Below are 26,408 nucleotides of genomic sequence, written 5' to 3'. Positions count from 1 at the left end.
AATCGCGTCATGTTTGCCTACTACGCCGATCACTTCGTTCTGCCCCTGCCCGAGGGCCACCGCTTTCCCATGGCCAAGTACCGCATGTTGCGCGACCGGATTGCGCAGCAGCTGCCTGGCGTGGCACTGCAGGTGGCGCTGCCTGCGGCGGACGAAGATCTGGCGCTGGCCCATACCCCCGAGTACATCGACGCAATTGCGAACGGCACACTGCCACCCGCGGCGCAGCGCGAGATCGGCTTCCCCTGGAGCGAGGCCATGGCCGAGCGTGCACGGCGCTCGGTGGGGGCCACCGTGGCCGCCAGCCGCCAGGCTGTGCACGACGGCGTGGCGGGCAACCTGGCGGGCGGCACGCACCATGCCTATGCCCACAAGGGCAGCGGGTTCTGCGTGTTCAACGATGTGGCGGTGGCTGCTCGGCGCATGCAGGCTGAGCATGCCGCAGGGCGGGGCGGTGGCAGCCCGCCGCTGCAGGTGGCCGTGATCGACCTGGACGTGCACCAGGGCAATGGCACGGCGCATATCTTCCAGGGTGACGACAGTGTTTTCACGCTGTCGCTGCACGGGGCGCGCAACTTCCCCTTTCGCAAGGAGGCGGGCGATCTGGACGTGGACTTGCCGGACGGCTGTGGGGACGTGGAGTACCTGCAGGCGCTGGACGAGGCCCTGGCGGTGCTGGAGCAGCGCTGCACGCCCGGCCTCGTGTTCTACCTGGCCGGGGCCGACCCGCACGAAGGCGACCGCCTGGGCCGCCTGGCCGTGACCCACGACGGCCTGGAGGCGCGCGACCGGCGCGTGTTCGACTGGGCCTGGCAGCGGCGGATTCCGCTGGTGTTTGCTATGGCGGGGGGTTACGGCAACGATCTGGAAGACACGATCCAGGCCCAGCTCACCACCTGGCGCGTGGCCTTGCAATACCACCAGCGCTGGCAGAATGTGCGGCCATGACCTCTGCCGCCAGCACCCCGTCCACCGCCTCCGCCACGCCTTCCGCACCCACCCGCCCGGCCCCGCAGCCGCGCAGCGCCTACCGCGCGTTCCGTCCCATCACCACACGCTGGGGCGACAACGATATGTATGGCCATGTGAACAACGTCGTGTACTACAGCTGGTTTGACACGGCGGTCAACGCCCACCTCATCGACCAGGGCGTGCTCGATATCCACGCCGGGGCTGTGATTGGTCTGGTGATCGAGACACAGTGCAACTACTTTGCCCCGCTGGCGTTTCCACAGACGGTGGAGGCGGGCATCCGCGTGGCCAAGCTCGGGGGCTCCAGCGTGCGCTACGAGGTGGGCCTGTTTGCGCAGGGCGAGCCACTCAGCGCCGCTGCGGGCCATTTCATCCATGTGTACGTGGACCGTGACACCCGCCGCCCGGTGCCCGTGCCCGAGGCGCTGCGCACCGTGCTGCAGGCGCTGGTGGTGCCCGCCTGACGGATCGCGCTGCAGCTGTGGTGCGGTTGCAATCAATTTGATAGCAATCAACCCATGAGCAGCAAGCGCAGGCGGCCTGAAAACCTTTGATGCTGACTGCTGCGGGCCGCAGCGCCTGAACCTTGGCTGACGCCACGGGTTGCGCCCGGCGCTGGGGCCGCCTATGGCCTACACTTTGCGGCTTGGCTGAACGGCCTCCCGCACCCTGGCTCCACCTTGCGCCTGCCCCGTCCATGATCATCACCAGCCTGCTCGACACCGACCTGTACAAGTTCACCATGATGCAGGTGGTGCTGCACCAGTTTCCGGGGGCGCAGGTCGAATACAAGTTCAAGTGCCGCAACCCCGGTGTGCAGCTGGCACCGTTTGCCAACGAGATCCGTGACGAGATCCGGTCGCTGTGCAGCCTGCACTTCCAGGACGCCGAACTGGCCTACCTGCGTTCACTGCGTTTCATCAAGAGCGACTTCGTGGACTTTCTGGGGCTGTTCAAGCTCAACGAGAAGTACATCACCGTCACGCCCCAGCACAACGGCGAGATCGACATCGCCATCCGTGGGCCCTGGCTGCACACCATCCTGTTCGAGATCCCGGTGCTGGCCATCGTCAACGAGGTCTACTTCCGCAACACGCAGAAGGTGCCCGACTTCCCGGAAGGCCGCAGGCGCCTCGACACCAAGATCACCCAACTGCAGGCCGAAGGCCTGGCCGACCTCAAGATTGCTGACTACGGCACGCGCCGCCGGTTCAGCCGCGCCTGGCACGAAGAAGTGTTGCGCGTGCTGGTGGCCCGCCTGGGCACGGGCGACCGCCGCCCCGGTTCCCCCGCAGGGCCCGGCCAGTTTGCGGGCACCAGCAACGTGCTTTACGCCATGAAGCTGGGCGTGACACCGCTGGGCACCATGGCGCACGAGTACCTGCAGGCCTGCCAGGCCCTGGGCCCGCGCCTGCGCGACAGCCAGGTGTTCGGCTTCGAGATGTGGGCCAAGGAATACCGGGGCGACCTGGGTATTGCGCTGTCGGACGTGTACGGCATGAGCGCCTTCCTGCGCGACTTCGACCTGTATTTCTGCAAGCTGTTTGACGGCGCGCGCCACGACAGCGGCGACCCGTTTGCCTGGGGCGAGCGCCTGCTGGAGCATTACCGCAAGAACCGCGTGGACCCGCTGACCAAGACGCTGATCTTCAGCGACGCGCTCACGATCCCGCGCACCATCGAGCTGTACCAGCAGTTCCGGGGCCGCTGCCAGCTGGCCTTTGGCATTGGCACCAACCTGACCAACGACCTGGGCAGCCCGCCTGCGCACGAGCCGCTGCAGGTGGTGATCAAGATGACACGCTGCAACGACCAGCCCGTGGCCAAGCTGTCGGACACCCCCGGCAAGGGCATGTGCGATGACGAGAAATACCTGGCCTACCTGCGCCAGGTGTTCGACATCCCCGTGCCCGCCTGACGGCCCCGAGGGCTGGCGCACCGTGCGCGGTGACCGGCGCCCCGAGGCGCCCCAGAATTTCTTAAAAACTCGATGGAGACACAACCGATGAAACTCACGCGCGGGCTGGCAGTGGCCAGTCTTCTGGCGGCACTGCCCGGCTGGGCCCTGGCCGCAGACATTGATGGCAGCACGCTGTCGGTCCTTTGGGGTGTGCCGTTTGCAGGCATCCTGCTGTCGATTGCGCTCATGCCGCTGCTGGCGCCCATCTTCTGGCACCACCATTTCGGCAAGGTTGCGGCGGCCTGGGGGCTCGCGTTTCTGGTGCCCTTTGCCATCACCTTCGGGCCGGGCGTGGCGGGTGTGAGTCTGGTGCACGCACTGCTGGCCGAATACGTCCCGTTCGTGATTCTGCTGACGGCCCTGTTCACCGTGGCGGGCGGCATCTTCATACGCGGCAACCTGCATGGCAGCCCGGGGCTCAACACCGCCATCCTGGCCATTGGCGCGGTGCTGGCCAGCTTCATGGGCACCACCGGGGCGTCCATGCTGCTGATCCGTCCGCTGATCCGCGCCAACGACAACCGCAAGCATGTGGCGCATGTGGTGGTGTTCTTCATCTTCATCGTGTCCAACGCCGGGGGCTCGCTCACGCCGCTGGGCGATCCGCCGCTGTTCCTGGGCTTCCTCAAGGGCGTGGACTTCTTCTGGACGGTGAGTCACATCTTCCAGGAAAGCCTGTTCCTCATCGGCGCGCTGCTGGCCATCTTCTTCGTGCTCGACAGCTGGTACTACCGCCGCCGCGAAGAGGTGCTCAAGGCCGACCCCACGCCCGACAGCCGCTCCATCGGCTTCGACGGCAAGGTCAACTTTGCGCTGCTGGGCGCGGTGGTAGGGCTGGTGCTGCTCAGCGGCTTCTGGAAGTCGTCCGTGGTGTTCAACGTCGCGGGCACCGAAGTCGGCCTGCCCGGCATCGTGCGCGATGTGGGCCTCATCATCGTGACCTTGGTCTCGCTGTGGCTCACGCCCAAGAAGGTGCACGAGGACAACCAGTTTGGCTGGGGCCCCATGCAGGAAGTGGCCAAGCTGTTTGCGGGCATCTTCCTCACCATCATCCCCGTCATCGCCATGCTCAAGGCAGGTGTCAACGGCCCGTTCGGCGCCATCGTGGCAGCCGTCACGCGGCCCGATGGCTCGCCCGACCCGGCCATGTACTTCTGGGCCACGGGCGCGCTCAGCTCCTTCCTCGACAATGCGCCGACCTACCTCGTGTTCTTCAACACCGCCGGTGGCGACCCGGCCGTGCTGATGACCACCCTGGCGCCCACGCTGGCCGCCATCTCGGCAGGGGCCGTGTTCATGGGCGCCAACACCTACATCGGCAACGCACCCAACCTCATGGTCAAGGCCATTGCGGAGGATCGGGGCGTAAAGATGCCCAGCTTCTTCGGCTACATGCTGTGGTCGGGGGGCATCCTGGTGCCGCTCTTTGTTGTCATGACTTTCATCTGGTTCAGGTAACCCCATGAGCAAACCCCGCATCCTGGTCGCGCGCGCGATCTTCCCCGACATCGTGGACCGCCTGCGCGAGCATTTCGACGTGGAGGCCAACCCCGACGACGTGATCTGGACCCCGCAAGAGCTGGCCGCGCGCCTGGCCGACAAGGACGGTGTGCTGACCACCGGCAGCCAGCGCATCGATGCCGCGCTGCTGGCCGCGGCGCCCCGCCTCAAGATCTGCGCCAACATGGCCGTGGGCTACAACAACTTCGACGTGGACGCCATGACGGCGGCTGGCGTGCAGGGCACCAACACGCCCGATGTGCTGACCGAGACCACGGCCGACTTCGGCTTTGCGCTGCTGATGGCCACGGCTCGCCGCATGACCGAGAGCGAGCATTACCTGCGCGCCGGCCAATGGACCAAGTGGAGCTACGACATGTTCGCGGGCAGCGACATCCACGGCAGCACGCTGGGCATCATCGGCATGGGGCGCATTGGCCAGGGCATTGCCAAGCGCGGCGCGCACGGCTTTGGCATGAAAGTGGTCTATCACAACCGTTCGCGTCTGGCGCCCGCGCTGGAGGCCGAATGCAAGGCCACCTACGTCGGTAAGGACGAGCTGCTGCGCACCGCAGACCATGTGGTGCTGGTGGTGCCCTACACCCCCGCATCGCACCACACCATCGGCGCGGCCGAACTGGCGCTGATGAAGCCCACGGCCACGCTCGTCAACATTGCGCGCGGCGGCATTGTGGATGACGCCGCGCTGGCGGTGGCACTGCGAGAAGGCCGCATTGCGGCGGCGGGCCTGGATGTGTTCGAGGGCGAGCCCAGTGTGCATCCCGATCTGCTCACCGTGCCCAACGTGGTGCTCACGCCGCACATCGCCAGCGCCACCGTGCCAACGCGCCGCGCCATGGCCAACCTGGCGGCCGACAACCTGATCGCCTTCCTCGGTGGGCGGGGCCCGCTCACGCCGGTGAACCAGCCTGTGGCGGGTCTGCGCGGCTAGGATTTCGAACAAAATGGGCCGTTACCGCGCGATGGATAAGCGGTAGTAGCTATCAAAATAATAGTAAATACCTTGACTACCGATACGCTTGTCTTGCTGGCCGCATGGGCCGTTGTGGTGCTGCTGGTGGCCGTGCTGCTGCTGCGCCGCCCGCGTGTGGAGCTGCCTGCCGAGTGGCTGGCGCGCCTGCAGTCGCTGGAGGCCACGACCCAGGCGACCCAGCTCGCCGTGGCCCGCAACGACGGCGCCATGGAGGCGATGGCGCAGCAGCTCTCGGGCTTCACCCAGGCCACGCAGCACCAGCTGGAGGCCCTGCGCGGCGCGGTGGACGAGCGGCTGGCCCAGGCCGTGGGCGAATCCCGCACCGGCCGCGCCGAGCTGCTGGCCGCGTTTGGCGCGTTTGAGGCCAAGCTGGAGCAGCGCCTGGCCCAGGGCCAGGCCGAGGCGGCGCTGGCGCGCAAGGAGCTGTCGGACGCACTGGCCGCCTTCCGCGCCGAACTCACACAGACCGCGCAATCGCTCGCGTCCGACAGCCAGCGCTCGCGCGAGGCGCTGGCCGAAAGCACGCAGCTGTTCGAGCAGCGCATCCAGGAGCGCTTCGAGGCCCTGTCGGCCGCCACGCGGGGCACGCTCGACTCGCTCAAGACCGACATCCAGACGCAGATGGGCGCAGTGTCTACCGCGCTCAAGGACCAGCTCGAAGCCAACGGCAACCAGATCCGCAACCAGTTCTCGGTGCTGCAGGATGCTGTGTCGCAGCAGCTCACGGGCATGGTGCAGGGCAGCCAGCACAACGCCGAGCAGCTGCGCAACGCGCTCAACGAGCGCCTGGCAGCCATCCAGGCCGACAACGCCACCAAGCTCGAAGAAATGCGCCGCACGGTGGACGAAAAACTCCACGCCACGCTGGAGCAGCGCCTGGGCGAGTCCTTCAAGCTGGTCAGCGACCGGCTGGAACAGGTGCACAAGGGCCTGGGCGAGATGCAGACCCTGGCGGGCAGCGTGGGCGACCTCAAGCGCGTGATGACCAACGTGAAGACGCGTGGCACCTGGGGCGAAATGCAGCTGGGCGCCATCATCGACAACGTGCTCACGCCCGACCAGTTTGCGCGCAACGTCAAGACTGTGCCGGGCAGTGATGAGCTGGTGGAGTTTGCGATCCGCCTGCCGGGCAAGAGCGACGAGCACCCGGTGTGGCTGCCCATCGACTCCAAATACCCGGTGGAGCAGTACCAGCGCCTGCTGGACGCACAGGACGCTGCCGACAAGGCGGCCATCCTGTCGGCGGGCAATGCCTTCGAGACCTCGATCAAGCTCGAAGCGAAAAAAATCTTCGCCAAATATGTCTCGCCCCCGCACACCACCGACTTTGCCGTGCTTTACCTGCCCACCGAGGGGCTGTTTGCCGAGGTGATGCGCCGCCCCGGCCTGGTCGAAGCGGTGCAGAACGAATGCCGTGTGATGATCACCGGCCCGGCCAACCTAGCGGCCATGCTCAACAGCCTGCAGATGGGCTTCAAGACCCTGGCGATCGAAAAACGCTCGTCCGAGGTCTGGAGCCTTCTGGGCATGGTCAAGACCGAATTCGCCAAGTTTGGCGATGTGGTCGAGGCCACCAAAAAATCCATCGACGCTGCCGCCAAGAAGTTTGACGAGGTGGGCGTGCGCACCCGTGCCATCCAGCGCAAGCTGCGCGACGTGCAGGAACTGCCCGCGCCCGACGCCGCCCGCGCCCCGCTGGCTGGCGCCCGCACGGCGGCCTTGCCCGGGCTGGACCCCGAGGACGACCTGCCGTGAACGGAACACTGGCCCGGTTGATCGCTGGCCAGATCTGCGTGCATGGCAGCATGGCCGGCATGCGCCTGGCCGCGCCGCTGCTGGCGCTGCGCGAGGGCTACAGCGCGGCGGCCGTGGGCTTGCTGGTGGCGCTGTTTGCGCTCACGCAGGTGTTTCTGGCCCTGCCTGCGGGCCGCTATGCCGACCGCCACGGGCTCAAGCGGCCGGTGGGTTATTCGGTGGCCGTGGCCTGCGCGGGCGCGGGGCTGGCCGTGGTGTTCCCGACCTTCCCGGTGCTGTGTGTGGCTGCGCTGATGACCGGCGCCGCCGCCGGGGCCGCCACGATTGCGGTGCAGCGCCATGCGGGCCGCGCCGTGCACGATGCGACCGAACTCAAGCAGGTGTTCAGCTGGCTGTCCATCGGCCCGGCGGTGTCCAACTTCATCGGCCCGTTTGCGGCCGGGCTGGCCATTGACCTGGCGGGCAGCACGCCGGGCAGCCTGGAGGGCTACCGCGCAGCGTTTGCACTGCTGGCACTATTGCCCTTGCTCAGCTGGTTTTGTGTGCGGGGCGTGCCAGACCTGCCAGCCGCCAGCGCGGCGGCGGGCAGCACCCCGGGCGGGCCGCCCCAGCGGGCCTGGGACCTGCTGGGCGATGCGCCGTTTCGCCGCCTGCTCATCGTCAACTGGCTGATTTCCTCCTGCTGGGACGTGCACGCCTTTGCCGTGCCGCTGCTGGGGCACGAGCGCGGTCTGTCGGCAGCCGTCATCGGCACCATCTTTGGCGCGTTTGCGATTGCCGCCACCGTGATCCGCGTGCTGATGCCCTTTTTCGCCAAGCGCCTGCGGGAGCAGGCCGTGATGGCGGTGGCCATGCTGGTCACGGCCGTGCTGTTTGCGGTCTACCCGCTGCTGCACAGCGCCTGGGCCATGGGCCTGTGCTCGGTGCTGCTGGGCCTGGCGCTGGGCACGGGGCAGCCCATGGTGATGAGCCTGCTGCACCAGATCACGCCCTCGCACCGCCAGGGCGAGGCGCTGGGTTTGCGGCTGATGGCGATCAACGCGTCCAGCGTGCTGATGCCGCTGATGTTTGGCTCGGCCGGGGCGGTGATTGGCGTGAGCGGCCTGTTCTGGGCCGTGGGAGCTGCGGGCCTGGGGGGCTCGCGGCTGGCGTGGCGCATTGCAAACAGGGTTCCCAAGGAGGCCCAAAAAGCGTAAACAGGTGTAAATTGCCTGAGAGCGGTTAACAAAACACCCTTGGCGTCGTTGTCCCGTCTTGTCGTACTGGTTGTACTGCCTGCGACGGAACGCCTGGCCAGGGCCGCTTCGCTGAGTTTTGTTAGCCGCTCTTGGTCCGGTTGCGGGTTCCGAGAGGGGGCTGTCATGTACCTTCGATTCTGGTCTCGGCGCGTGTTGCCATGGTGTCTGGCCTCGGCGCTGGGCGCGGGCCTGCCGTCTGTGGCACTGGCCGACGAGGTGGTCCAGCAGGCCACCGCCCTGATGCGCCAGGGGCAGGCGGTGCAGGCTTTTCAATTGCTGGATGCCCATGAGGCCCGCCGTGCGGGCGACCCGGTGTTTGACGCCGCCATGGGCGAGGCCGCCCATGCCGCAGGCCAGTACACCCGCGCCATCATGGCGCGCGAACGCGTGCTGGCGGCCGACCCCGGCAACCAGGCCGCCCAGGTGGCGCTGGGGCAGTCGCTGCAGGCCGTGGGCGACCGGCGCGGGGTGCTGGCGCTGCCGCCTCAGGTGCAGGCCTTGCTGATCCCCGTGGACGCGGGGCACACGCTGGACCAGTTCCTGTATTCGTACGACCGCCCTGAATACGGCGGCCACTCCTCGATCAAGGGTTATGTGGAGTTGGGCGTGGGCCATGATTCCAACGCCAATGCCGCGCCCGTGGTGGGCGAGCTGCAGTCCCCCGTGCCGGGCACGCCGCCCTGGGCCTTGCTGCCCGAGGCGCAGGCCACCTCGGGCAACTATGTGGTGGCGCAGGCCGGGCTGCGGGGCCGGGCGGTGATCAATTCGCGCTGGTCGGTGGTGGGCACGGCGCTCGCGGCCACGCGCCACTACGGGGGCCAGGCCGACCGGTTTGACCACATGGCCCTGGATGGTGCCTTGGGCATGGCATTCCGGGCCGAGCGGCACGAGGTGATTGTCTCGGGCCAGGGTTCGTACTACGCCCTCGACGGTTCGCGGCTGCGCACCATGGGCGGTGTGCTGGGCGAGTGGATCTACCGCATCGACGGCTTTCGGCAATGGGGCAGCTTTTTGCAGGTGCTGGAGGTGCGCTACCCGACGCAGGAGCTGCGCAATGTGCGGCGCAGCGTGCTGGGCACCTCGTATTCGCACCTGTTTCGCAACGGCACATCGGCCTACGCGGGCGTGTATGGCGGGCGCGAGCAGCCCAAGGCAGACGGCGCCGACCCGCTGGGCCACCGCCTGTGGGGCGTGCGCCTGGGAGGGCAATGGCCGCTGGCACCGCAGTGGACGGTGTTTGCCAGCGCCGACTGGGAGCACCGGCGCTATGGCGGGCAGGACCCTTTTTTTGCCGTGACCCGCACCGACCGCCAGGCGCAGGTGGCGCTGGGCCTGAACTGGACCCCCGCGCCCGGCTGGCGCGTGACGCCGCAGTGGCAGTTCACGCGCAATGCCTCGACGCTGCCTATCACCGACTATGAGCGGCGGGTGTTCTCCATCCTGCTGCGCCGGGAGTTCTGAATGCGGCCGCTGACCTGGGGTTTTGCTGCAAACCCGCCCTGGAGGTGCTTATGACATCCGACCAAAAACGCGCCCGGCTGGCGCTGCTGATGGGCATGGTGGCGGCCTGGCCACTCACCGGCCTGGCGGCTGCCGGGCTGGTGCAGTTCACGGCGGGCGATGTGCAGCTGCGCCGGGGCGACAGCCTCTCGCGTCTGGCCAAGGGGGCCGAGCTGGACGGCGGCGATGTGGTGCTGACCGGCACCGAAGGGCGCGCGCAGATCCGTTTTACCGATGGCGGCCTGGTGGCCCTGTACCCCGACTCGCAGTTCACCGTGACCCGCTATGCCGACGGTGCAGGCGCGGGCGAAGACCATTTTGTGGTCAACCTGCTGCGCGGCGGCATGCGCGCGCTCACCGGGCTCATCGGCAAGCGCAATCCCGCCAGCTACAAGGTCATCACGCCCACGGCTGTGGTGGGCATCCGGGGCTCGGCCTTCATGCTGGCCATCGATGCCAATGGCAAGGTGCTGGTGTCGGGCGAGCAGGACGAGATCGAGGTCTGTACCCAGGCCGGTTGTGTGGGCGTGACGGCTGGGGAGGCGGTGCTGGTGCTGTCCGACCAGGAGTTGCCGGTGTACACCCACACCCGGGCCTTGCTGCCGGTGCCCGAACTGCCCACCCCCATGCTGATGGGTGAGCAGCTGGATGTGCAGGGGCGCCGCGCGTTTGTGTACATTGTCCCGGCGCCCACGCCGGCGCCGGTTCCCGTGGCGTCGCCACCGCCTATCACGGCGCCGCCACCCCCGGTGCCCGTGGCGCCACCCCCACCACCCACGGACGATTACCAGCCCCCGGCACCGAGCACGCCACCGCCGCCCACACGGCCCACGCCGCCGCCCCCGACGACCACGGCACCACCCCCAGCCACCACGACGCCACCACCGCCCACGGTGCGGCCGCCGTTTGTGTTTGTTCCGGTGCTGCCGATTTTCATACTGCCTCCGCCCCCACCGCCGCCGGTGATCCGGTAGCTGCCGTGGGGCACGGCGCCCGCGCAGCCCCGTGGCTCAGAGCTGGTAGAAAGCCCGGATCAGATCCCAGGCTTCCTGCGGGTCGTCGGTGTAGTGGAAGAGCTTCAGGTCCTGCGCCGAGATCGTGCCTTCTTCCACCAGCACGTCGAAGTTGATCAGCCGCTTCCAGTAGTCCGTGCCACACAGCACGATGGGCACGGGCTTGGCTTTGCCGGTCTGCACCAGGGTCAGCACCTCGAACAGCTCATCGAGCGTGCCAAAACCGCCGGGGAAGGCCACCAGCGCCTTGGCACGCATCATGAAATGCATCTTGCGCAGCGCAAAGTAGTGGAACTTGAAGCTCAGCGACGGCGTGATGTAGCGGTTGCCGCTTTGTTCGTGCGGCAGGGCGATGTTCAGGCCCACATTGGGTGCGCCGACTTCGTGGGCGCCCCGGTTGGCGGCTTCCATGATGCCGGGGCCGCCGCCGGTGCAGATGTACAGCCGGTCTGCGGGACGCTGGCGTTCGCTGTACGCGGCCACCAGCTGGGCAAACTGTCGGGCCAGGTCGTAGTGGCGCGCATTGCGCACCGCGAGCCTGGCGCGTGCAATCTGCGTGGCGTCCCCTGTGGCTTCGGCGGCTGTCAGGGCCTGGGCCGCGTCTTCGGGGGCCATGAAGCGGGCGCTGCCAAACACGACGATGGTGTTCTCGATGCCTTGCTCGGTCTGCCCCAGGTCGGGCTTGAGCATCTCCAGCTGAAAACGGATGCCCCGCGTTTCACGGCGGAACAGGAATTCGGGGTCGGCAAAGGCCATGCGGTAGGCGTCGGCCTGCAGCGGGTTGCCGTTGGTGGCGTGGTTGTGCAGCTCGGCCCAGGCATCGGCCAGGCGGCGTTCATTGAGTTGGGTGTTGGCTTCCATGGCAGGACTATTGGTTGGGTCTGTGAATAGGGGGAGGGCCCGTGGGGGCCGAGCGGTGACAAGATGGCAGCAGTGTGGCGGAAATTTATGACAAAAAAGCCTGCTTGCGCGCGACCATCAAGCGCGTGATGCTATGAAATATGAAGCAGTTTGCATGCCAAGCACCGTGAGGCCCAGCGAGCCCAGCAGGTGCAGCGCGGTGGTGCCCAGCGCCGTGGCATAGCGCTGCGCCATCAGCATCTCGACCACCTCGGCCGAGAAGCTGGAAAACGTGGTGAGTGCACCGAGGAACCCCGTGACCAGCGCCAGCCGCCACACCGGGTCCAGCTGGGGCAGGGCGTGGAACACGGCCACACACACGCCAATCAGGTAGCCGCCCACGAGGTTGGCGGTGAGGGTGCCCCAGGGAATCAGCCCGCCAGGGCTGAGCCACAGGCCCAGGCGCCAGCGCGCCAGTGCGCCCACACAGGCGCCGATGCAGATGGCAAGAACGTTCAACATCGGGCCATTGTCGCTGGATTTGAGGGCCCCACCATCACTTCGCGCCGCCCCCTCAAAGTGCAAAGCGGGGCGGCCCTGGGAGAGCCGCACCCGCTTTGCTGTGTCTACTGAGGGGCGTTCAGCGCGCCGACATTTGCTGTGGCAACCAGGTCACGATACCCGGGAAGATGTAGATCAGTGCCACGGCGCCGCACATGAGCAAGAACATGGGCAGCGCCACCTTGGCGATCCAGGGCAGCTGGCGCCCGGTCATGCCCTGCAGCACAAACAGGTTGAAGCCCACGGGCGGTGTGATCTGTGCCATCTCGACCACCAGCACGATGAAGATGCCGAACCAGATCGGGTCGATGCCGGCGGCCTGCACCGTGGGCATGAGCACGCCCATGGTCAGCACCACCATCGAGATGCCATCCAGAAAGCAGCCCAGGATGATGAAGAACACAGCCAGTGCCGCAATCAGCTGCGCCTTGTTGAGCCCGAGCGACGCGATCCATTCGGCCAGGTGGCGTGGCAGGCCGATGTAGCCCATCGACAGCGTGAGGAACGCAGCGCCCGCCAGAATCAGCGCGATCATGCAGTACAGCCGTGTGGCGCCCATGAGCGAGGCCTTGAAGGTGCTCCAGTTCATCGAGCCCTGCACGGCCGAGAGGATGAGCGAGCCCACCACACCCACGGCCGCTGCCTCGGTGGCGGTGGCAAAGCCGGTGTAGATGGAGCCCAGCACCGCCGCAATCAGCAGCACCACCGGAATCAGGCTGCGCGATTCCGACAGCTTCTGCATGAAGGTCATGCGCACATCGGCGGCCGGCACCTGGTCGGGGTGGCGCAGCGCCCACAGCATGATGTAGCCCGAGAACAGGGCCGCCAGCAGAATGCCCGGCAGCACGCCCGCAATGAACAGCTGCGAGATCGACACCTCGGCCGACACGCCGTACACGATCATGATGATCGACGGCGGAATCAACAGGCCCAGCGTGCTCGCACCCGCCAGCGTACCCACCACCATGTGTTCTGGGTAGCCTCGGCGCGTCAGCTCGGGCAGTGTCATCTTGCCGATGGTGGCGCAGGTGGCAGCGCTCGACCCCGACACGGCGGCAAAGATGGTGCAGCCCACCACATTGGTGTGCAGCAGGCGGCCCGGCAGCGCCTGCACCCAGGGGGCCAGGCCCTTGAACATGTCTTGCGACAGCCGCGTGCGGAACAGGATTTCACCCATCCAGATGAACAGCGGCAGCGCCGTGAGCGTCCAGCTGGAGGCACTGCCCCAGATGGTCACGGCCATGGCATCGCCCGCCGGGCGTGCCGAAAACAATTGCATGCCGATCCAGGCAACGCCCGAGAGGGTCAGCCCGATCCACACACCGCTGCCCAGGATCAGGAACAGCGACAGGACCAGCAGGCCGGTTATGGCGAGATCACTCATGGTTGGTAGTGCCCGTTTTTTTATTCATTGCGCAGGGCTTCGCCAGAGGCGGTGTCGGCGCGTTTGCCCATCAGCTCCAGCACCAGCTCGTCGATGAAGGCGATGGCCAGGATCACGGTGCCCACGGCCATGGCGATCTGCGGAATCCACAGCGGCGTGGCGTCGCTGCTGGTGGAAATGTCGTGGAACTCGTGCGACTGCCAGGCCAGCTTGCAGCTGTACACCGCAAACAGCACGGCCAGCAGCGTGGCAATGGCCAGGGCCCAGATCTCAAAGGCTTTCTTGGCGCCGCCCTTCAGAAAGTTGAGCAGCAGCGTGACGCGGATGTGCTCACCGCGCTTCAAGGTGTGGGCCAGCGCCAGAAAACCTGCAGCGGCCATCAGGTAGCCCGCATAGGCATCGGTGCCCGGCACGTGGAAGTGGAACTGCCGGCTGATGATGGACAACAGCACCATGCCCAGCAGGCCGACCATAAAAAGCGCCGCCAGGGCGGCGGCGCTGTCGTACAGAAAGTCCAGCAGACGACGCATTGCGCAGGTGCCCGGGCTTACTTGCGGTAGGCGTCGATGAGCGCCTTGCCCTCAGGACCGGCCTTGTCCAGCCATTCCTTGAGCATGGTGTCGCCGACCTTGGCCATGTCGGCCTTCAGGGCTGCGGGCGGCGCTTCCACGGACATGCCATTGGCCTTGAGCTTGGCGATGGTGTCGGTGTTGACCTTGGCGCTGGCAGCCCAACCACGTGCTTCGGCGTCGGCACCGGCCTTGAGCAGGGCGTCCTGGCTGGGCTTGTCCAGCGCGTCAAACGCCTTCTTGTTCACCAGCACGGCGTTCTTGGGCAGCCAGGCCTGGGTGTCGTAGTAGAACTTGAGGTGCTCGTACAGCTTGCTGTCCACGCCGGTGGCGCCCGAGGTCATCGTCGATTCGACCACGCCCGTGGCAAGGGCTTGCGAGAACTCTGCGGCCTGCACCGTCACAGGCTGTGCGCCCACCAGCTCGGCAATGCGGGCGGTGGCGGGGCTGTAGGCGCGCCACTTGATGCCCTTGAGGTCGGCAGCCGAGGCCAGCGGCTTCTTGGTGTAGATGCCTTGTGGGGGCCAGGCCACGGCATACAGCAGCACCATGCCTTGTTCGGCCAGCTTCTTCTCCAGGAACGGCTTTTGCGCGGCGTAGAGCTTCTTGGAGGCGTCGTAGCTGTCGGCCAGGAAGGGCAGGCCGTCCACGCCAAACAGCTGCCACTCGTTCTGGAAGTTGGCCAGCAGAATCTCGCCCATCTGCGCCTGGCCGCCCTGCACGGCGCGCTTGATTTCAGGGGCCTTGAACAGCGCGGCGTTGGCATGCACCGTGATCTTGAGCTTGCCGCCGGTGGCCTTGTCCACATCGCTGGCCAGCTGCACCATGTTCTCGGTGTGGAAGTTGGTCGCGGGGTAGGCGGCGGCCAGGTCCCACTTGGTCTGGGCGAATGCCGAGGTGGCAGACAGGCCCGCAGCCAGGGTCAGGGCGAGTGCGGTCACGGGGAAGATTCGACGCTTCATGGATATTGCTCCGCAGGGTTGTATGTACAAGATTGGATGTAACAAATCACTGTATCGGAAGCCGACCCGATTGCGATAGGTGTTTTGCCTAAACGCTGACAAATTGCCAACAAATTACCATCGACTTGCCTACAATGCCCCATGCATATCCCGTGCCAATGACAGAACCCACAGGCCTGAAACCGCCATGAAATCTGACGCCAAGCCCAAGGCCAAGTCCGTGCTTCCACCCAAAGCCGACTCCGGCCCCATCGTGTCATCGGCGCATCTGGTGTCGGCGCAGAGCGCGGAGATGAGCGAGTTCGAGTTTGGCCTCATCGTGGCGGGCAATGCGTTCCACCGCTGGGTGGTGCACTGCATGGCGGCGGCGGGCCTCAAGGACCTGACGCCGCTCGACGTGGTGGTACTGCACCATGTCACACACCGCGCGCGCGACAAGCGCCTGGCCGACATCTGCTTCATCATGAACGTGGAAGACACGCACCTGGTGAACTATTCGCTCAAGAAGCTGCAGACCCTGGGCGTGGTCGCCTCGCAGAAAAACGGCAAGGAAGTGACCTACGCCGCCACCGACACCGGCCGCGCTTACGTGCAGCGCTACCGCGAGATCCGCGAGAGCTGCCTGATCGACGCCCTGAAAGCCGACGATGCGCTCAACCGCGACATTGGCGAGCTGGCCCGGTTGCTGCGTGTGCTCTCGGGCATGTACGACCAGGCGGCGCGCTCGGCCGCGTCGTTGTGATGTGGGCGACCCACGTTGCCTGTGTGTGGCCTGCATGTGGTCTGTGTGGCTCGAAAATCTGAACAAAAAACGGCTCTTGCGCGCGACTGTAAAGCGCTTATAGCTATCAAATGAGTAGCATTGATATGTCCAATCAACCCTCTCCCATGTCCCGCTGGCAGTTCTGGATCGACCGGGGCGGCACCTTCACCGACGTGGTGGGCAAGCGGCCGGACGGCACGCTGGTCACGCACAAGCTGTTGTCGGAGAACCCCGAGCAGTACAAGGACGCCGCCGTGGCGGGCATCCGCCACCTGCTCGGTTTGAAGCCCGGCGAGCCCGTGACGCCCGCACTGGTGGAGTGCGTGAAGATGGGCACCACCGTGGCCACCAACGCGCTCTTGGAGCGCAAGGGCGAGCCCACGCTGCTCATCACCACCAAAGGCTTCAAGGATGCGCTGCGCATCGCCTACCAGAACCGCCCGCGTCTGTTTGACCGCCACATCGTGCTGCCCGAGTTGCTGTACGAGCGCGTGATCGAGGCCCAGGAGCGCATGGGCGCACACGGCGAGGTGATCGAGCCGCTGGACGAAGCGCACCTCAAGGAGCGTCTGTGGGCGGCCTACGACGCGGGCCTGCGCAGTGCAGCCATCGTGTTCATGCACGGCTACCGCTACACCGACCATGAAGAAGCCGCCGCCCGCATTGCGCGCGAAGCGGGCTTCACGCAGGTCAGCGCATCGCACGACACCAGCCCCATGATGAAGCTGGTGAGCCGGGGCGACACCACCGTGGTGGATGCGTACCTGTCGCCCATCCTGCGCCGCTATGTGGACCAGGTGGCGAGCGAAATGCCGGGCGTCAAGCTGTTCTTCATGCAGTCCTCGGGCGGCCTCACGGACGCCCAAGTGTTCCAGGGCAAGGACGCGATCTTGAGTGGCCCCGCAGGCGGCATCGTCGGCATGGCGCGCACCGCAGGCCTTGCAGGCCACGACAAGGTCATCGGCTTTGACATGGGCGGCACCAGCACCGATGTGAGCCACTACGCGGGCGAGTTCGAGCGCGAGTTCGAGACCCAGGTGGCGGGCGTGCGCATGCGCGCGCCCATGATGAGCATCCACACCGTGGCGGCCGGTGGCGGCTCCATCCTCGGGTTTGACGGCGCACGCTTCCGCGTCGGCCCCGAAAGCGCGGGTGCCAACCCTGGCCCCGCCAGCTACCGCCGCGGCGGCCCGCTGGCCGTGACGGATGCGAACGTGATGGTGGGCAAGATCCAGCCCGCACATTTCCCCAAGGTGTTTGGCCATGCGGCTAACGAGGCGCTTGACCGCGATGTGGTGGCGCAGAAGTTTGCGCAGCTGGCGGTGCAAAGCGGCCGCTCGCAAGAAGACGTGGCCCACGGCTTCATCCAGATCGCCGTGCAGCAGATGGCCAATGCGATCAAGAAGATCAGCGTAGCGCGTGGGTATGACGTGACGCGCTACACCCTGCAGTGTTTTGGCGGCGCGGGCGGCCAGCATGCGTGTCTGGTGGCCGACGCCCTGGGCATGACGCGCGTGTTTGTGCACCCGCTGGCGGGCGTGCTCAGCGCCTACGGCATGGGCCTCGCGGACCAGAACGTGATCCGCGAACAGGCGGTGGAAACCAGGCTCGTGCCAAACGCGCTCGCCGGCATCGAAGCCACACTGGACCAACTGGCCACCACCGCACGCACCGAGCTGGAGCGCCAGCAGGTGGGCGCGGGCACAGCCGTGGTGCACCGCCGCATGCATGTGCGCTACGAGGGCAGCGACTCCGCACTCATCGTGCCATTTGGCTCGCTGGCCGAAATCACCGCCGCGTTCGAGAACGCCTACCGCCAGCGTTTTGCGTTCCTTATGCAGGGCAAGGGTCTGGTGGTGGAGGCCGTATCGGTCGAGGCCGTAGTGCCCGGCGATGCGCCCGTGGAGCCGCGCCACGCGCTGCAACCCGCGCGCGAGGTGCCGCGCCGCAGCACCGTGCGTATGTACACAGGGGGCGTGGACGGCGTGCCCGTGTGGCATGACGCCGCGCTGGTGGTGCGCGAGGACCTGCGCCCCGGCGACGTGATCCCCGGCCCGGCCATCATTGCCGAGAAGAACGCTACAACAATAGTCGAGCCCGGCTGGGAGGCGCAGCTGACCGAGCTGGACCACCTGCTGCTCAACCGCCGCGTGGCCCGCGCCGTGCAGCATGCCGTGGGCACCACGGTGGACCCGGTGCTGCTGGAGGTGTTCAACAACCTGTTCATGAACATCGCCGAGCAGATGGGGCTGCAGCTGCAGAACACGGCGTACTCGGTCAACATCAAGGAGCGGCTGGACTTCAGCTGTGCGCTGTTCGACACGGCGGGCAACCTCATCGCCAATGCGCCGCACATGCCCGTGCACCTGGGTTCGATGGGCGAGAGCATCAAGACGGTGATTCGCGAGAACCAGGGCAAGATGCAGCCCGGCGACGTGTTCGTGCTCAACGACCCGTACCACGGTGGCACGCACCTGCCAGACATCACCGTCATCACGCCGGTCTACATCGCCAACGAGGCTGAGCCCACCTTCTATGTGGGCAGCCGGGGCCACCATGCCGATGTGGGTGGCACCACGCCGGGCTCCATGCCGCCGTTCTCCACGCGCATCGAGGAAGAGGGTGTGCAGATCAACAACGTGAAGCTGGTGGAGCGCGGCGTGCTGCGCGAGGCCGAGATGATTGCGCTGCTCTCAAGCGGCGAATACCCCAGCCGCAACCCGCAGCAGAACATGGCCGACCTGCGCGCACAGATCGCCGCCAACGAAAAAGGCCAGCAGGAGCTGCGCCGCATGGTGGGCGAGTTTGGGCTGGATGTGGTGCAGGCCTATATGCGCCACGTGCAGGACAACGCCGAAGAGTCCGTGCGCCGTGTGATCACGCGCCTGAAGGACGGCCAGTTCACGCTGCCGCTGGACAACGGCGCGCAGATCAGCGTGGCCGTGAAGGTGGATGCAGCAAGCCGCAGTGCCACCATCGACTTCACCGGCACCAGCCCACAGCAGACGAACAACTTCAACGCGCCTACGGCGGTGTGCATGGCGGCGGTGCTGTATGTGTTCCGCACGCTGGTGGATGACGATATTCCGCTGAATGCTGGGTGCCTCAAGCCGCTCAACGTCATCATCCCGCCGGGCAGCATGCTCAACCCCAATCCGCCAGCCTCGGTGGTGGCGGGCAATGTGGAGACCTCCACCTGCATCACCAATGCGTTGTATGGCGCACTGGGCCTGATGGCGGCGGGGCAGTGCACCATGAACAACTTCACCTTTGGCAGTGCGCGCTACCAGTACTACGAGACCATCTCGGGAGGCAGCGGCGCGGGCGGCGTGTGGGATGCCAACGGGCAGCTCACTGGCGGTTTTGCAGGCACTAGCGTCGTGCAATGCCACATGACCAACTCGCGCCTGACGGACCCCGAGGTGCTGGAGTTCCGCTTCCCGGTGCGGCTGGAGGGCTACGAGATTCGCAAGGGCTCGGGCGGCGCCGGGCGGTGGAAAGGTGGCGACGGCGGCGTGCGCCGTGTGCGCTTCCTGGAGCCGATGACGGCCAACATTTTGTCCAACGGCCGCCACCATGGCGCGTTTGGCATGGCAGGCGGCCAGCCGGGTGCCGTGGGCATCAACAAGGTGGTGCGCAGCGATGGGCGGGTGGAGCTGCTGGACCACATCGGCCAGGCCGAGATGCTGCCGGGCGACGTGTTTGAAATCCACACGCCGGGCGGCGGCGGCTTCGGGTTCTCAGACCAAAAATAGTGATAAAAATGGCTGCTTGCGCGCGCCCATCAAGCGCAAGCAGCTATCAAATCAGGAGTCTTTGGCATCTGCAGGCGCTGCAGATGCCTTGGGCTGGCTCAGGCTGGGAGGCACATCCAGCCCCATCTGCCGCGCGCGGAACAGCGCCGCGCGCATCAAGAAGATCGACATGATGGGCACCGTGATCGCCACGAACACGGCGATCAGCAGTGCATGCAGCGCCAGGCTGCGGTCGGCCACCGAGAAGTACAGCACCGTGCCATGCATGATCAGCCAGCAGCCCAGCGTGGCGATGATGGCAGGCGCGTGCACGCGCTCGAAGAACGTGGGCAGGCGCAGCAAGCCGGTGGAGCCCAGCAGGGCCAGCCCGGCGCCCGCCAGCACCAGCAAGGCCACGATGATTTCAAGCCAAAGCGGCAGCACGGCGGCGGCAGTGGTAGCGGCGTCGGTCATTCGATCACCTCGCCACGCAGCAGAAACTTGGCCATGGCCATGCTGCCCACAAAGCTGAACAGCGCCAGCAGCAGCGCGGCCTCGAAGTAGTTCTTACTGCCATACAGCAGGCCCAGTACCAGCATCACGAGCATGCCGCTCAGGTACATGCAGTCGAGCGCCAGCACGCGGTCTTGTGCGGAGGGGCCCTTGAGCAGGCGGACCAGCGCGCAGCCCATGGCCAGGGCCAGCATGAACAGGGCGATGGGGAGGGCCCAATCGAGTATCGGGGTCATTCAAAAATCTCCATCAAGGGGGCCTCGTAGCGCCGCTTCACGTCGGCGATCACGGTGGCGGGGTCGTCCAGCTCCAGCACGTGCAACAGCAGCATGCTGCGGTCCAGCGACAGCTCGGCCCAGGCGGTGCCGGGGGTGATGCAGACGATCATGGCCAGCACGGCCAGCGCGTTGGGGTCGCGCACATCGAGCGGGATGTGCACAAACCCGGCAGGGTGGCGCCTGCGACCGGGCGCCAGCAGCAGGCGGGCCACGGCCAGGTTGGAGCGGGTGGTGTCGGCCACCACCGTGAAGGCCAGGCGCAGCACGGCGCCGGGTTTGCGCACGCGCACCGGCAGCGGGCGCAGCCCGGCCGTGAGCAGCGGAATCGCCAGTGCCAGCACGCTGCCCAGCACAAAATGCCCGGCACTCAGGCTGCGGTTGAGCAGCAGCCACAGGCCCAGCAGCGCCAGCGACAGCAGGGGCGCGGGCACCAGCCGCTTGAAGGGCCGGGGCGATGCTGGGGTGTTGGAGGACTCTGGCTTCATGGCAGGCTGCCCCCCGGTGCGGCGGCGGGCTTGGTGGGCGGATTGGGCACGGGGTCGGCCGTCATCACGGCGCGCACATACCCGGCGGGCGCGTGCAGCGCGTCGGCCGTGGCCTGGGTGTAGCGCATCACGGCCCCGGCCTGCCAGGCCAGCGCCGCGCAGGCGCTCAGCAGCAGGGCAATGGGCAAGCCCTCCAGCACCAGCAGCTTGGGGGCCGAGCGGTCGTGCGCGGCCCAGAAGTGGCGGATGCCTGCGCGGGTCAGGGCCACCAGCGCCAGCAGGCCCGAGGCCACCAGCAGGGCCACCAGCGTCCAGCCCGCAGCACCCAGCTGGAACCCGCTGGAAGCGCCCAGCCCCAGCGGGTTGAGCAGCGCATGCACCATGGCGAACTTGCCCACAAACCCCGGCAGCGGTGGCAGGCCTGCAATGATCAGCGTACAGGCGATGAAGGCCAGGCCCAGAAAAGCGGCAGCGGCCGGAATCACCTGGCCGATCAGCGCCTCCTCCTTGTCGTCGAGGTTCATGCCTTCGGTGGGCATCAGATCGGCCGACAGGAACGGCGCGTCGTCGGTCTGCTCGTAGGGGGCGAGGTTGGAGCCGTCGTTGCGCCAGCGGTCGATGAGGTCGGTGAGCAGGAAGAGGGCACTTACCGCCAGCGTGGAGCTGAGCAGGTAGTACAGCAGCCCGCCCGTGAGCAGGTTCTGGCCGAAGCCCACGGCGGCCAGCAGCGTGCCCGACGACAGGATGGCCGCAAAGCCCGCGATGTGCCCCAGGCGCTGCGAACCCAGCATGCCGATGGCGCCAAACGCCATGGTGAGCAGGCCGCCGCCAATCAGCCACTGGCTGCCAAACTGGGCCGAGTCTCCGGCCTCGGCGCCGAACAGCAGCGTCCACAGCCGCAGCACGCTGTACACGCCCACCTTGGTCATCAGCGCAAACAACGCGCCCACGGGTGCAGTGGCCGCGCTGTAGGCGGGCACCAGCCAGAAGTTGAGCGGCCACACGGCGGCCTTGATGAGAAAAGCCACCGCCAGGATGGCCGCCGCCGCATGCAGCAGGCCCCGGTCTGCGGGCGCAATGCCCGCAATGCTCTGCGCCAGGTCGGCCATGTTGAGCGTGCCGGTGATGCCGTAGAGCATCGACACACCGATCAGGAACAGCGAGGAGGCCGCGAGGTTGATGGCGATGTAGTGCAGCCCCGCCGACACGCGCGGGCGCCCCGAGCCGTGCAGCAGCAGGCCATAGGAGGCCGCCAGCATGATCTCGAAGAACACAAACAGGTTGAACAGGTCGGCCGTGAGGAAGGCACCCGCGAGCCCCATGAGCTGGAACTGGAACAGCGGGTGAAAGTGCACGCCCGCGCGGTGCCAGCGCGCCGCCGAGAACAGCACGGTGGCCAGCGCCACGGTGCTGCACAGCACCAGCATCATGGCCGAGAGCCGGTCGATGGTGAGCACGATGCCAAACGGCGCGGGCCAGTTTCCCGGCAGGTACACGCCCAGGCTGCCGGGCAGGTTGGGGTCCTTGGCCTGCACCAGCAGCAGCACAGCCACCACCAGGCCCAGCAAGGTCGAGGTGATGTTGAGCGTGACCTTGGTGCGCTGGCGTTCTTCGCGCAGCAGCAGCATGAGCCCGGCAGTGAGCAGGGGCAGCGCGATGGGGGCGAGGATCAGGTGCGGCATCAACCGCTCAAGTAGAAATCCTGTGAATGTCATGTCATTGGTCCAAGGCGCTGCGCACGAAACTGGCACGCGCCAGACCAGGGCAGCCTAGCAAGGGCCGCCCCGCGGCGAGGGCTGCGTTCCCCTGCCCGCAGTGCGCAGCACTGCGAGAGCGGGGGGAAGCGGCGAAGCCGCTCAGGGGGGTGTTCTTCATCACGGCATTTCCTGGGCGTCTTTGGCGCGGCTGCCATCCACATGGTCGGTGCCCGCCATGCCGCGCGATGCGAGCAGCACCACCAGGAACAACGCCGTCATGGCAAAGCCGATCACGATGGCAGTGAGCGTGAGCGCCTGGGGCATGGGGTCGGCATAGTGGGCCAGGTCCTGCGGCAGGCCGGGCTGCAGCACGGGCTCCTTGTCAATCGCGAGGCCCAGGCGGCCCATGCTGAAGATGAAGAGGTTGACGGCGTATGACAGCAGCGACAGGCCCATGATGACCTGGAAGGTGCGGGGCCGCAGCAGCAGCCATACGCCCGAGCCGGTGAGCACGCCAATGGCCAGGGCCAGTATCAGTTCCATGCAGTTTCTCCCCGGGTGGTGGGCGCTGTGGCAGCAGCGGCTTGTTCTGCCGCCTCGTCGTCGGCGCGCGCATTGTTGTAGCGGTGGCTGCGCACCGACTGGTGGGCAATGCCGGTGAGGATGAGCATGGTCGAGCCCACCACCAGGGTGAACACGCCGATGTCGAAGAACAGCGCGCTGGCCACATGCACCTCGCCCACGAGGGGCAGGTGCAGATGGGCCGTGTGGCTGGTGAGGAACGGGTAGCCCCAGGCCCAGGCGCCCAGGCCGGTGGCCAGTGCAGCCAGCAGGCCCACGCCGATCCAGCGGCGTGGATAGAGGGGCAGGTGGGCCTCGACCCAGGAAGTGCCCGAGACGATGTACTGCAGCAGCAACGCCACCGAGAACACCAGCCCCGCCACAAAGCCGCCACCGGGCTCGTTGTGGCCGCGCATGAAGAGGTACATGGACACCAGCGTGGCAAACGGCAGCAGCAGGCGCACCAGCACGGCGGGCACCATGAGGTAGCCCACGGCGGTGTCGGCGGTCTGGCGCGGGTTGGCCAGATCGGTGTCCACATCGGCGGGCAGGGCGCGCTGCTGGGGTGGCAGGTCCATCACCTCGCGCGCGGGGCGGAAGCGCCGCAGCAGCGCATACACCGTGAGCGCCACGATGCCGAGCACCACGATTTCGCCAAAGGTGTCAAAGCCCCGGAAATCCACCAGCATCACGTTGACCACGTTGGTGCCGCCCCCTTCAGTGAGCGCACGTTCCAGGAAGAAGGTGGAGGTGCTGTCGGGGAAAGGGCGGCTCATCATCGCAAACGACAGCAGCGCCATGCCTGCGCCCGCGCTCAGCGCCAGTGCCAGGTCGCGCCAGCGGCGCAGCAGGGTGCGACGCTCTTCGGCCAGGGTGGGCACGCGCAGGCTTTCGTCGCGCCGGGGCAGCCAGCGCAGGCCCAGCAGGATGAGGATGGTGGTCACGATTTCCACCACGATCTGCGTGAGCGCGAGGTCGGGGGCTGAGAACCAGAGGAAGGTCAGGCACACGCACAAACCCGCGCCGCCCAGCAGCGTGAGAGCGGCCAGCCGGTGGTACTTGGCCTGCCAGGCCGCCGCCACAGCGCACACGGCGCCCAGCAGCCACAACAGCGCAAACGTGGGCGACAGCGGCAACTGCACGCGGTCACCAATCGGCAGGCCACGCGCCCACAGGGGCAGGGTACCCGCCACCAGGGCGGCTGTGGCCAGCCACAGCATCTGCCACTGCAGGCGGCCGGTGCCCAGCAGGCGGCGGCCGTTGCGGCCCGCCAGCGTGAGGGCGGCCAGCAGGTGCTCGAACATGCGCTGGCCGCTCAGGTGGTGCATGAGGGGCGGTGCATCCAGCATGCCGCGCGCGCGCTGGCGCCGCAGCAGCGCATACAACGCAATGCCACCGCCCAATGCCACCAGGCTCATTACAAACGGGGTATTAAAGCCATGCCACACCGCCAGGCTGTACGTGGGCAGCTCGCCGCCCACCACGGGCCGTGCGGCGGCGGCCAGGTAGGCACCCACCGACCAGGCGGGCAGCGTGCCCACCACCAGGCAGGCCAGCACCAGCAGTTCGACCGGAACGCGCATCCAGTGCGGTGGCTCATGCGGTGGGCGCGGCAGGTCGGTGGCGGGTGGGCCAAAGAACACATCCACCGTGAAGCGCAGCGAATACGCCACGCTGAACATGCCAGCCAGCGTGGCGGCCACGGGCAGCAGCCATTCGAGCAGCGGCGTGGTGTTCACGTACACCGTCTCGGCAAAAAACATTTCCTTGGACAGGAAGCCGTTGAGCAGCGGCACACCTGCCATGGCGGCGCTGGCCACCATGGCCAGGGTGGCGGTGATGGGCATCATCCTGCGCAGGCCCGACAGGCGCCGGATGTCGCGCGTGCCGCTTTCATGATCCACGATGCCCACGGCCATGAACAGCGAGGCCTTGAAGGTGGCGTGGTTCATGATGTGGAACACGGCGGCCACGGCCGCCAGCGGGCTGTTGAGGCCCAGCAGCAGGGTGATGAGGCCCAGGTGCGAGATGGTCGAGTAGGCCAGCAGCCCCTTGAGGTCGTTCTGGAACATGGCCGCATAGCCGCCCACGAGCAGTGTGGCCAGGCCCGCACCGCCCACCAGCCAGAACCACTCTTCCGTGCCCGACAGCGCGGGCCACAACCGGGCCATCAGGAACACGCCGGCCTTCACCATGGTGGCCGAGTGCAGGTAAGCCGACACGGGCGTGGGCGCGGCCATGGCGTGGGGCAGCCAGAAGTGGAACGGGAACTGCGCGCTTTTGGTGAGCGCGCCCAGCAGGATCAGCACCAGGGCCGTGAGGTACAGCGGGTGGTTCTGGATGAGCTGCCCGGCCACGAGCACATGGTCCAGGTCATAGCTGCCCACGATGTGGCCCAGCACCAGCATGCCCGCCAGCATGGCCAGCCCGCCTGTGCCCGTCACCGTGAGCGCCATGCGTGCACCGCGCCGCGCATCCTTGCGGTGGTGCCAGTAGCCGATCAGCAAGAACGAGAACAGGCTGGTCAGCTCCCAGAAAAACGCGATCTGGATGATGTTGCCCGATAGCACCACACCCGCCATGGCACCCATGAAAGCAAGGAAAAACGAGAAGAAGCGCGGCACCGGGTCGGCGGGCGACATGTAGTAGCGCGCATACAGCACCACCAGGCTGCCCACGCCCAGCACCAGCATGCAGAACATCCACGCGAAGCCATCCATGCGGATGACGAGGTTCAGGCCCAGTGCGGGCAGCCAGGCCAGTTCCTGCCGGATCACGCCACCGTCGGCAATCTCGGGGAAGTAGAGTGCCGCTTGCACCGTGCAGAACAAGGCAATGAGCCCAGCGAGTGTGGACTCGGTGTTGCGGGCATTGGCGGGCAACACTGCCGCCAGCAAGCTGCCGATGAAGGGGAGGAGGATGAGGGTGATCAGGGGCATGCGCGAATGATTCTAGGGCGTGTCCCCCTTCAATTCCCCCACGCGCTGGCGGTGCAATGCGGATGGATGCGCGAAGGGGGGGCGGCCAATAGCCTGGCTATTGGCAAGCCGCCCGACAAAGCAGACGCCGCATTGCGCAGCCAGCCCGAAGGGAAAGCCAGCCAGGCCGCACGCCAATAGCCTGGCTATT

The 26,408-nt window shown here is 66.8% G+C and carries 22 protein-coding genes; 11 read left to right on the top strand and 11 right to left on the bottom strand.

Annotated features, from left to right (window positions below; genetic code table 11):
- The first annotated feature begins 9 nt into the window (after positions 1-9).
- The 9 genes from AC07Z7_RS19815 (at position 10) to AC07Z7_RS19775 (ending at position 10,893) form a co-directional block, all read left to right on the top strand.
- Positions 10-948, top strand: a complete 939-nt coding sequence (locus AC07Z7_RS19815; protein ID WP_494767387.1) for a histone deacetylase family protein — start codon at positions 10-12, stop codon at positions 946-948.
- The gene (locus tag AC07Z7_RS19810; protein ID WP_494767386.1) at positions 945-1,436 is read left to right on the top strand and encodes an acyl-CoA thioesterase; all 492 of its coding nucleotides are present in this window, start codon (positions 945-947) and stop codon (positions 1,434-1,436) included. Before AC07Z7_RS19815 ends, AC07Z7_RS19810 begins: the two co-directional genes overlap by 4 nt.
- Before the next feature lie 233 nt (positions 1,437-1,669).
- Complete coding sequence (gene pncB, locus AC07Z7_RS19805) at positions 1,670-2,890, top strand: nicotinate phosphoribosyltransferase (protein WP_252658703.1); 1,221 nt, start codon at positions 1,670-1,672, stop codon at positions 2,888-2,890.
- Positions 2,891-2,977: 87 nt separating this feature from the next.
- A complete protein-coding gene (locus AC07Z7_RS19800; RefSeq protein WP_494767385.1) occupies positions 2,978-4,390 on the top strand; it encodes a sodium:proton antiporter in 1,413 nt (470 codons plus the stop codon).
- A gap of 4 nt (positions 4,391-4,394) precedes the next feature.
- Positions 4,395-5,384, top strand: coding sequence for a 2-hydroxyacid dehydrogenase (locus AC07Z7_RS19795; RefSeq protein ID WP_494767384.1), 990 nt, complete (start codon positions 4,395-4,397; stop codon positions 5,382-5,384).
- Positions 5,385-5,456: 72 nt separating this feature from the next.
- Positions 5,457-7,181 (top strand): DNA recombination protein RmuC, encoded by a 1,725-nt coding sequence (locus AC07Z7_RS19790; RefSeq protein WP_494767383.1) that lies wholly within the window; start codon positions 5,457-5,459, stop codon positions 7,179-7,181.
- Positions 7,178-8,377, top strand: coding sequence for an MFS transporter (locus tag AC07Z7_RS19785; RefSeq protein ID WP_494767382.1), 1,200 nt, complete (start codon positions 7,178-7,180; stop codon positions 8,375-8,377). The genes AC07Z7_RS19790 and AC07Z7_RS19785 overlap by 4 nt, the downstream gene beginning before the upstream one ends.
- 165 nt (positions 8,378-8,542) lie before the next feature.
- A complete protein-coding gene (locus AC07Z7_RS19780) occupies positions 8,543-9,880 on the top strand; it encodes a surface lipoprotein assembly modifier (protein WP_494767381.1) in 1,338 nt (445 codons plus the stop codon).
- A gap of 50 nt (positions 9,881-9,930) precedes the next feature.
- Positions 9,931-10,893 (top strand): FecR family protein, encoded by a 963-nt coding sequence (locus AC07Z7_RS19775; protein WP_494767380.1) that lies wholly within the window; start codon positions 9,931-9,933, stop codon positions 10,891-10,893.
- 36 nt (positions 10,894-10,929) lie between these two features.
- On the opposite strand, the gene AC07Z7_RS19770 is transcribed toward AC07Z7_RS19775, so the two are convergent.
- The 5 genes from AC07Z7_RS19770 to AC07Z7_RS19750 form a co-directional block, all read right to left on the bottom strand.
- Complete coding sequence (locus AC07Z7_RS19770; protein WP_494767379.1) at positions 10,930-11,793, bottom strand: LOG family protein; 864 nt, start codon at positions 11,791-11,793, stop codon at positions 10,930-10,932.
- A gap of 117 nt (positions 11,794-11,910) precedes the next feature.
- Positions 11,911-12,294, bottom strand: a complete 384-nt coding sequence (gene crcB, locus AC07Z7_RS19765) for a fluoride efflux transporter CrcB (protein WP_252658710.1) — start codon at positions 12,292-12,294, stop codon at positions 11,911-11,913.
- A gap of 118 nt (positions 12,295-12,412) precedes the next feature.
- Complete coding sequence (locus tag AC07Z7_RS19760; protein ID WP_252658711.1) at positions 12,413-13,717, bottom strand: TRAP transporter large permease; 1,305 nt, start codon at positions 13,715-13,717, stop codon at positions 12,413-12,415.
- Between the two features lie 20 nt (positions 13,718-13,737).
- On the bottom strand, positions 13,738-14,247 hold the full coding sequence (locus AC07Z7_RS19755) for a TRAP transporter small permease (RefSeq protein WP_252658712.1): 510 nt from the start codon (positions 14,245-14,247) through the stop codon (positions 13,738-13,740).
- Between the two features lie 17 nt (positions 14,248-14,264).
- The gene (locus AC07Z7_RS19750) at positions 14,265-15,248 is read right to left on the bottom strand and encodes a TRAP transporter substrate-binding protein (protein WP_252658713.1); all 984 of its coding nucleotides are present in this window, start codon (positions 15,246-15,248) and stop codon (positions 14,265-14,267) included.
- Between the two features lie 187 nt (positions 15,249-15,435).
- On the opposite strand from AC07Z7_RS19750, the gene AC07Z7_RS19745 reads away from it, so the two are divergent.
- Together AC07Z7_RS19745 and AC07Z7_RS19740 are read left to right on the top strand one after the other, a co-directional pair.
- Complete coding sequence (locus AC07Z7_RS19745) at positions 15,436-15,990, top strand: winged helix DNA-binding protein (protein ID WP_252658714.1); 555 nt, start codon at positions 15,436-15,438, stop codon at positions 15,988-15,990.
- A gap of 125 nt (positions 15,991-16,115) precedes the next feature.
- Positions 16,116-19,766, top strand: coding sequence for a hydantoinase B/oxoprolinase family protein (locus tag AC07Z7_RS19740; protein WP_494767378.1), 3,651 nt, complete (start codon positions 16,116-16,118; stop codon positions 19,764-19,766).
- A 51-nt stretch (positions 19,767-19,817) separates the two neighbouring features.
- Here AC07Z7_RS19740 and mnhG read toward each other — a convergent pair whose 3' ends face one another.
- From mnhG to AC07Z7_RS19710, 6 genes are all read right to left on the bottom strand, one after another.
- Complete coding sequence (mnhG, locus tag AC07Z7_RS19735) at positions 19,818-20,219, bottom strand: monovalent cation/H(+) antiporter subunit G (RefSeq protein WP_494767377.1); 402 nt, start codon at positions 20,217-20,219, stop codon at positions 19,818-19,820.
- Complete coding sequence (locus tag AC07Z7_RS19730) at positions 20,216-20,494, bottom strand: K+/H+ antiporter subunit F (RefSeq protein ID WP_094290927.1); 279 nt, start codon at positions 20,492-20,494, stop codon at positions 20,216-20,218. Before AC07Z7_RS19730 ends, mnhG begins: the two co-directional genes overlap by 4 nt.
- Positions 20,491-21,021: a Na+/H+ antiporter subunit E gene (locus AC07Z7_RS19725; protein WP_494767376.1), complete on the bottom strand. Its 531-nt coding sequence runs from the start codon at positions 21,019-21,021 to the stop codon at positions 20,491-20,493. Before AC07Z7_RS19725 ends, AC07Z7_RS19730 begins: the two co-directional genes overlap by 4 nt.
- Entirely contained in the window at positions 21,018-22,736 is a 1,719-nt protein-coding gene (locus AC07Z7_RS19720) for a monovalent cation/H+ antiporter subunit D (protein WP_094290929.1), read from the bottom strand. The genes AC07Z7_RS19725 and AC07Z7_RS19720 overlap by 4 nt, the downstream gene beginning before the upstream one ends.
- A gap of 159 nt (positions 22,737-22,895) precedes the next feature.
- Positions 22,896-23,261 carry a Na+/H+ antiporter subunit C gene (locus tag AC07Z7_RS19715; protein WP_094290930.1) on the bottom strand — a complete coding sequence of 122 codons (366 nt, stop codon included), beginning with the start codon at positions 23,259-23,261 and terminating at the stop codon, positions 22,896-22,898.
- Positions 23,252-26,218 carry a monovalent cation/H+ antiporter subunit A gene (locus AC07Z7_RS19710; RefSeq protein WP_494767375.1) on the bottom strand — a complete coding sequence of 989 codons (2,967 nt, stop codon included), beginning with the start codon at positions 26,216-26,218 and terminating at the stop codon, positions 23,252-23,254. Before AC07Z7_RS19710 ends, AC07Z7_RS19715 begins: the two co-directional genes overlap by 10 nt.
- Between the last annotated feature and the right edge of the window lie 190 nt (positions 26,219-26,408).

It is taken from the genome of Acidovorax sp. GW101-11A03 (genome assembly GCF_059424825.1).
The sequence above is the reverse complement of the archived record's forward strand: the minus strand, read 5'-3'. Positions and strand labels throughout refer to the sequence as shown.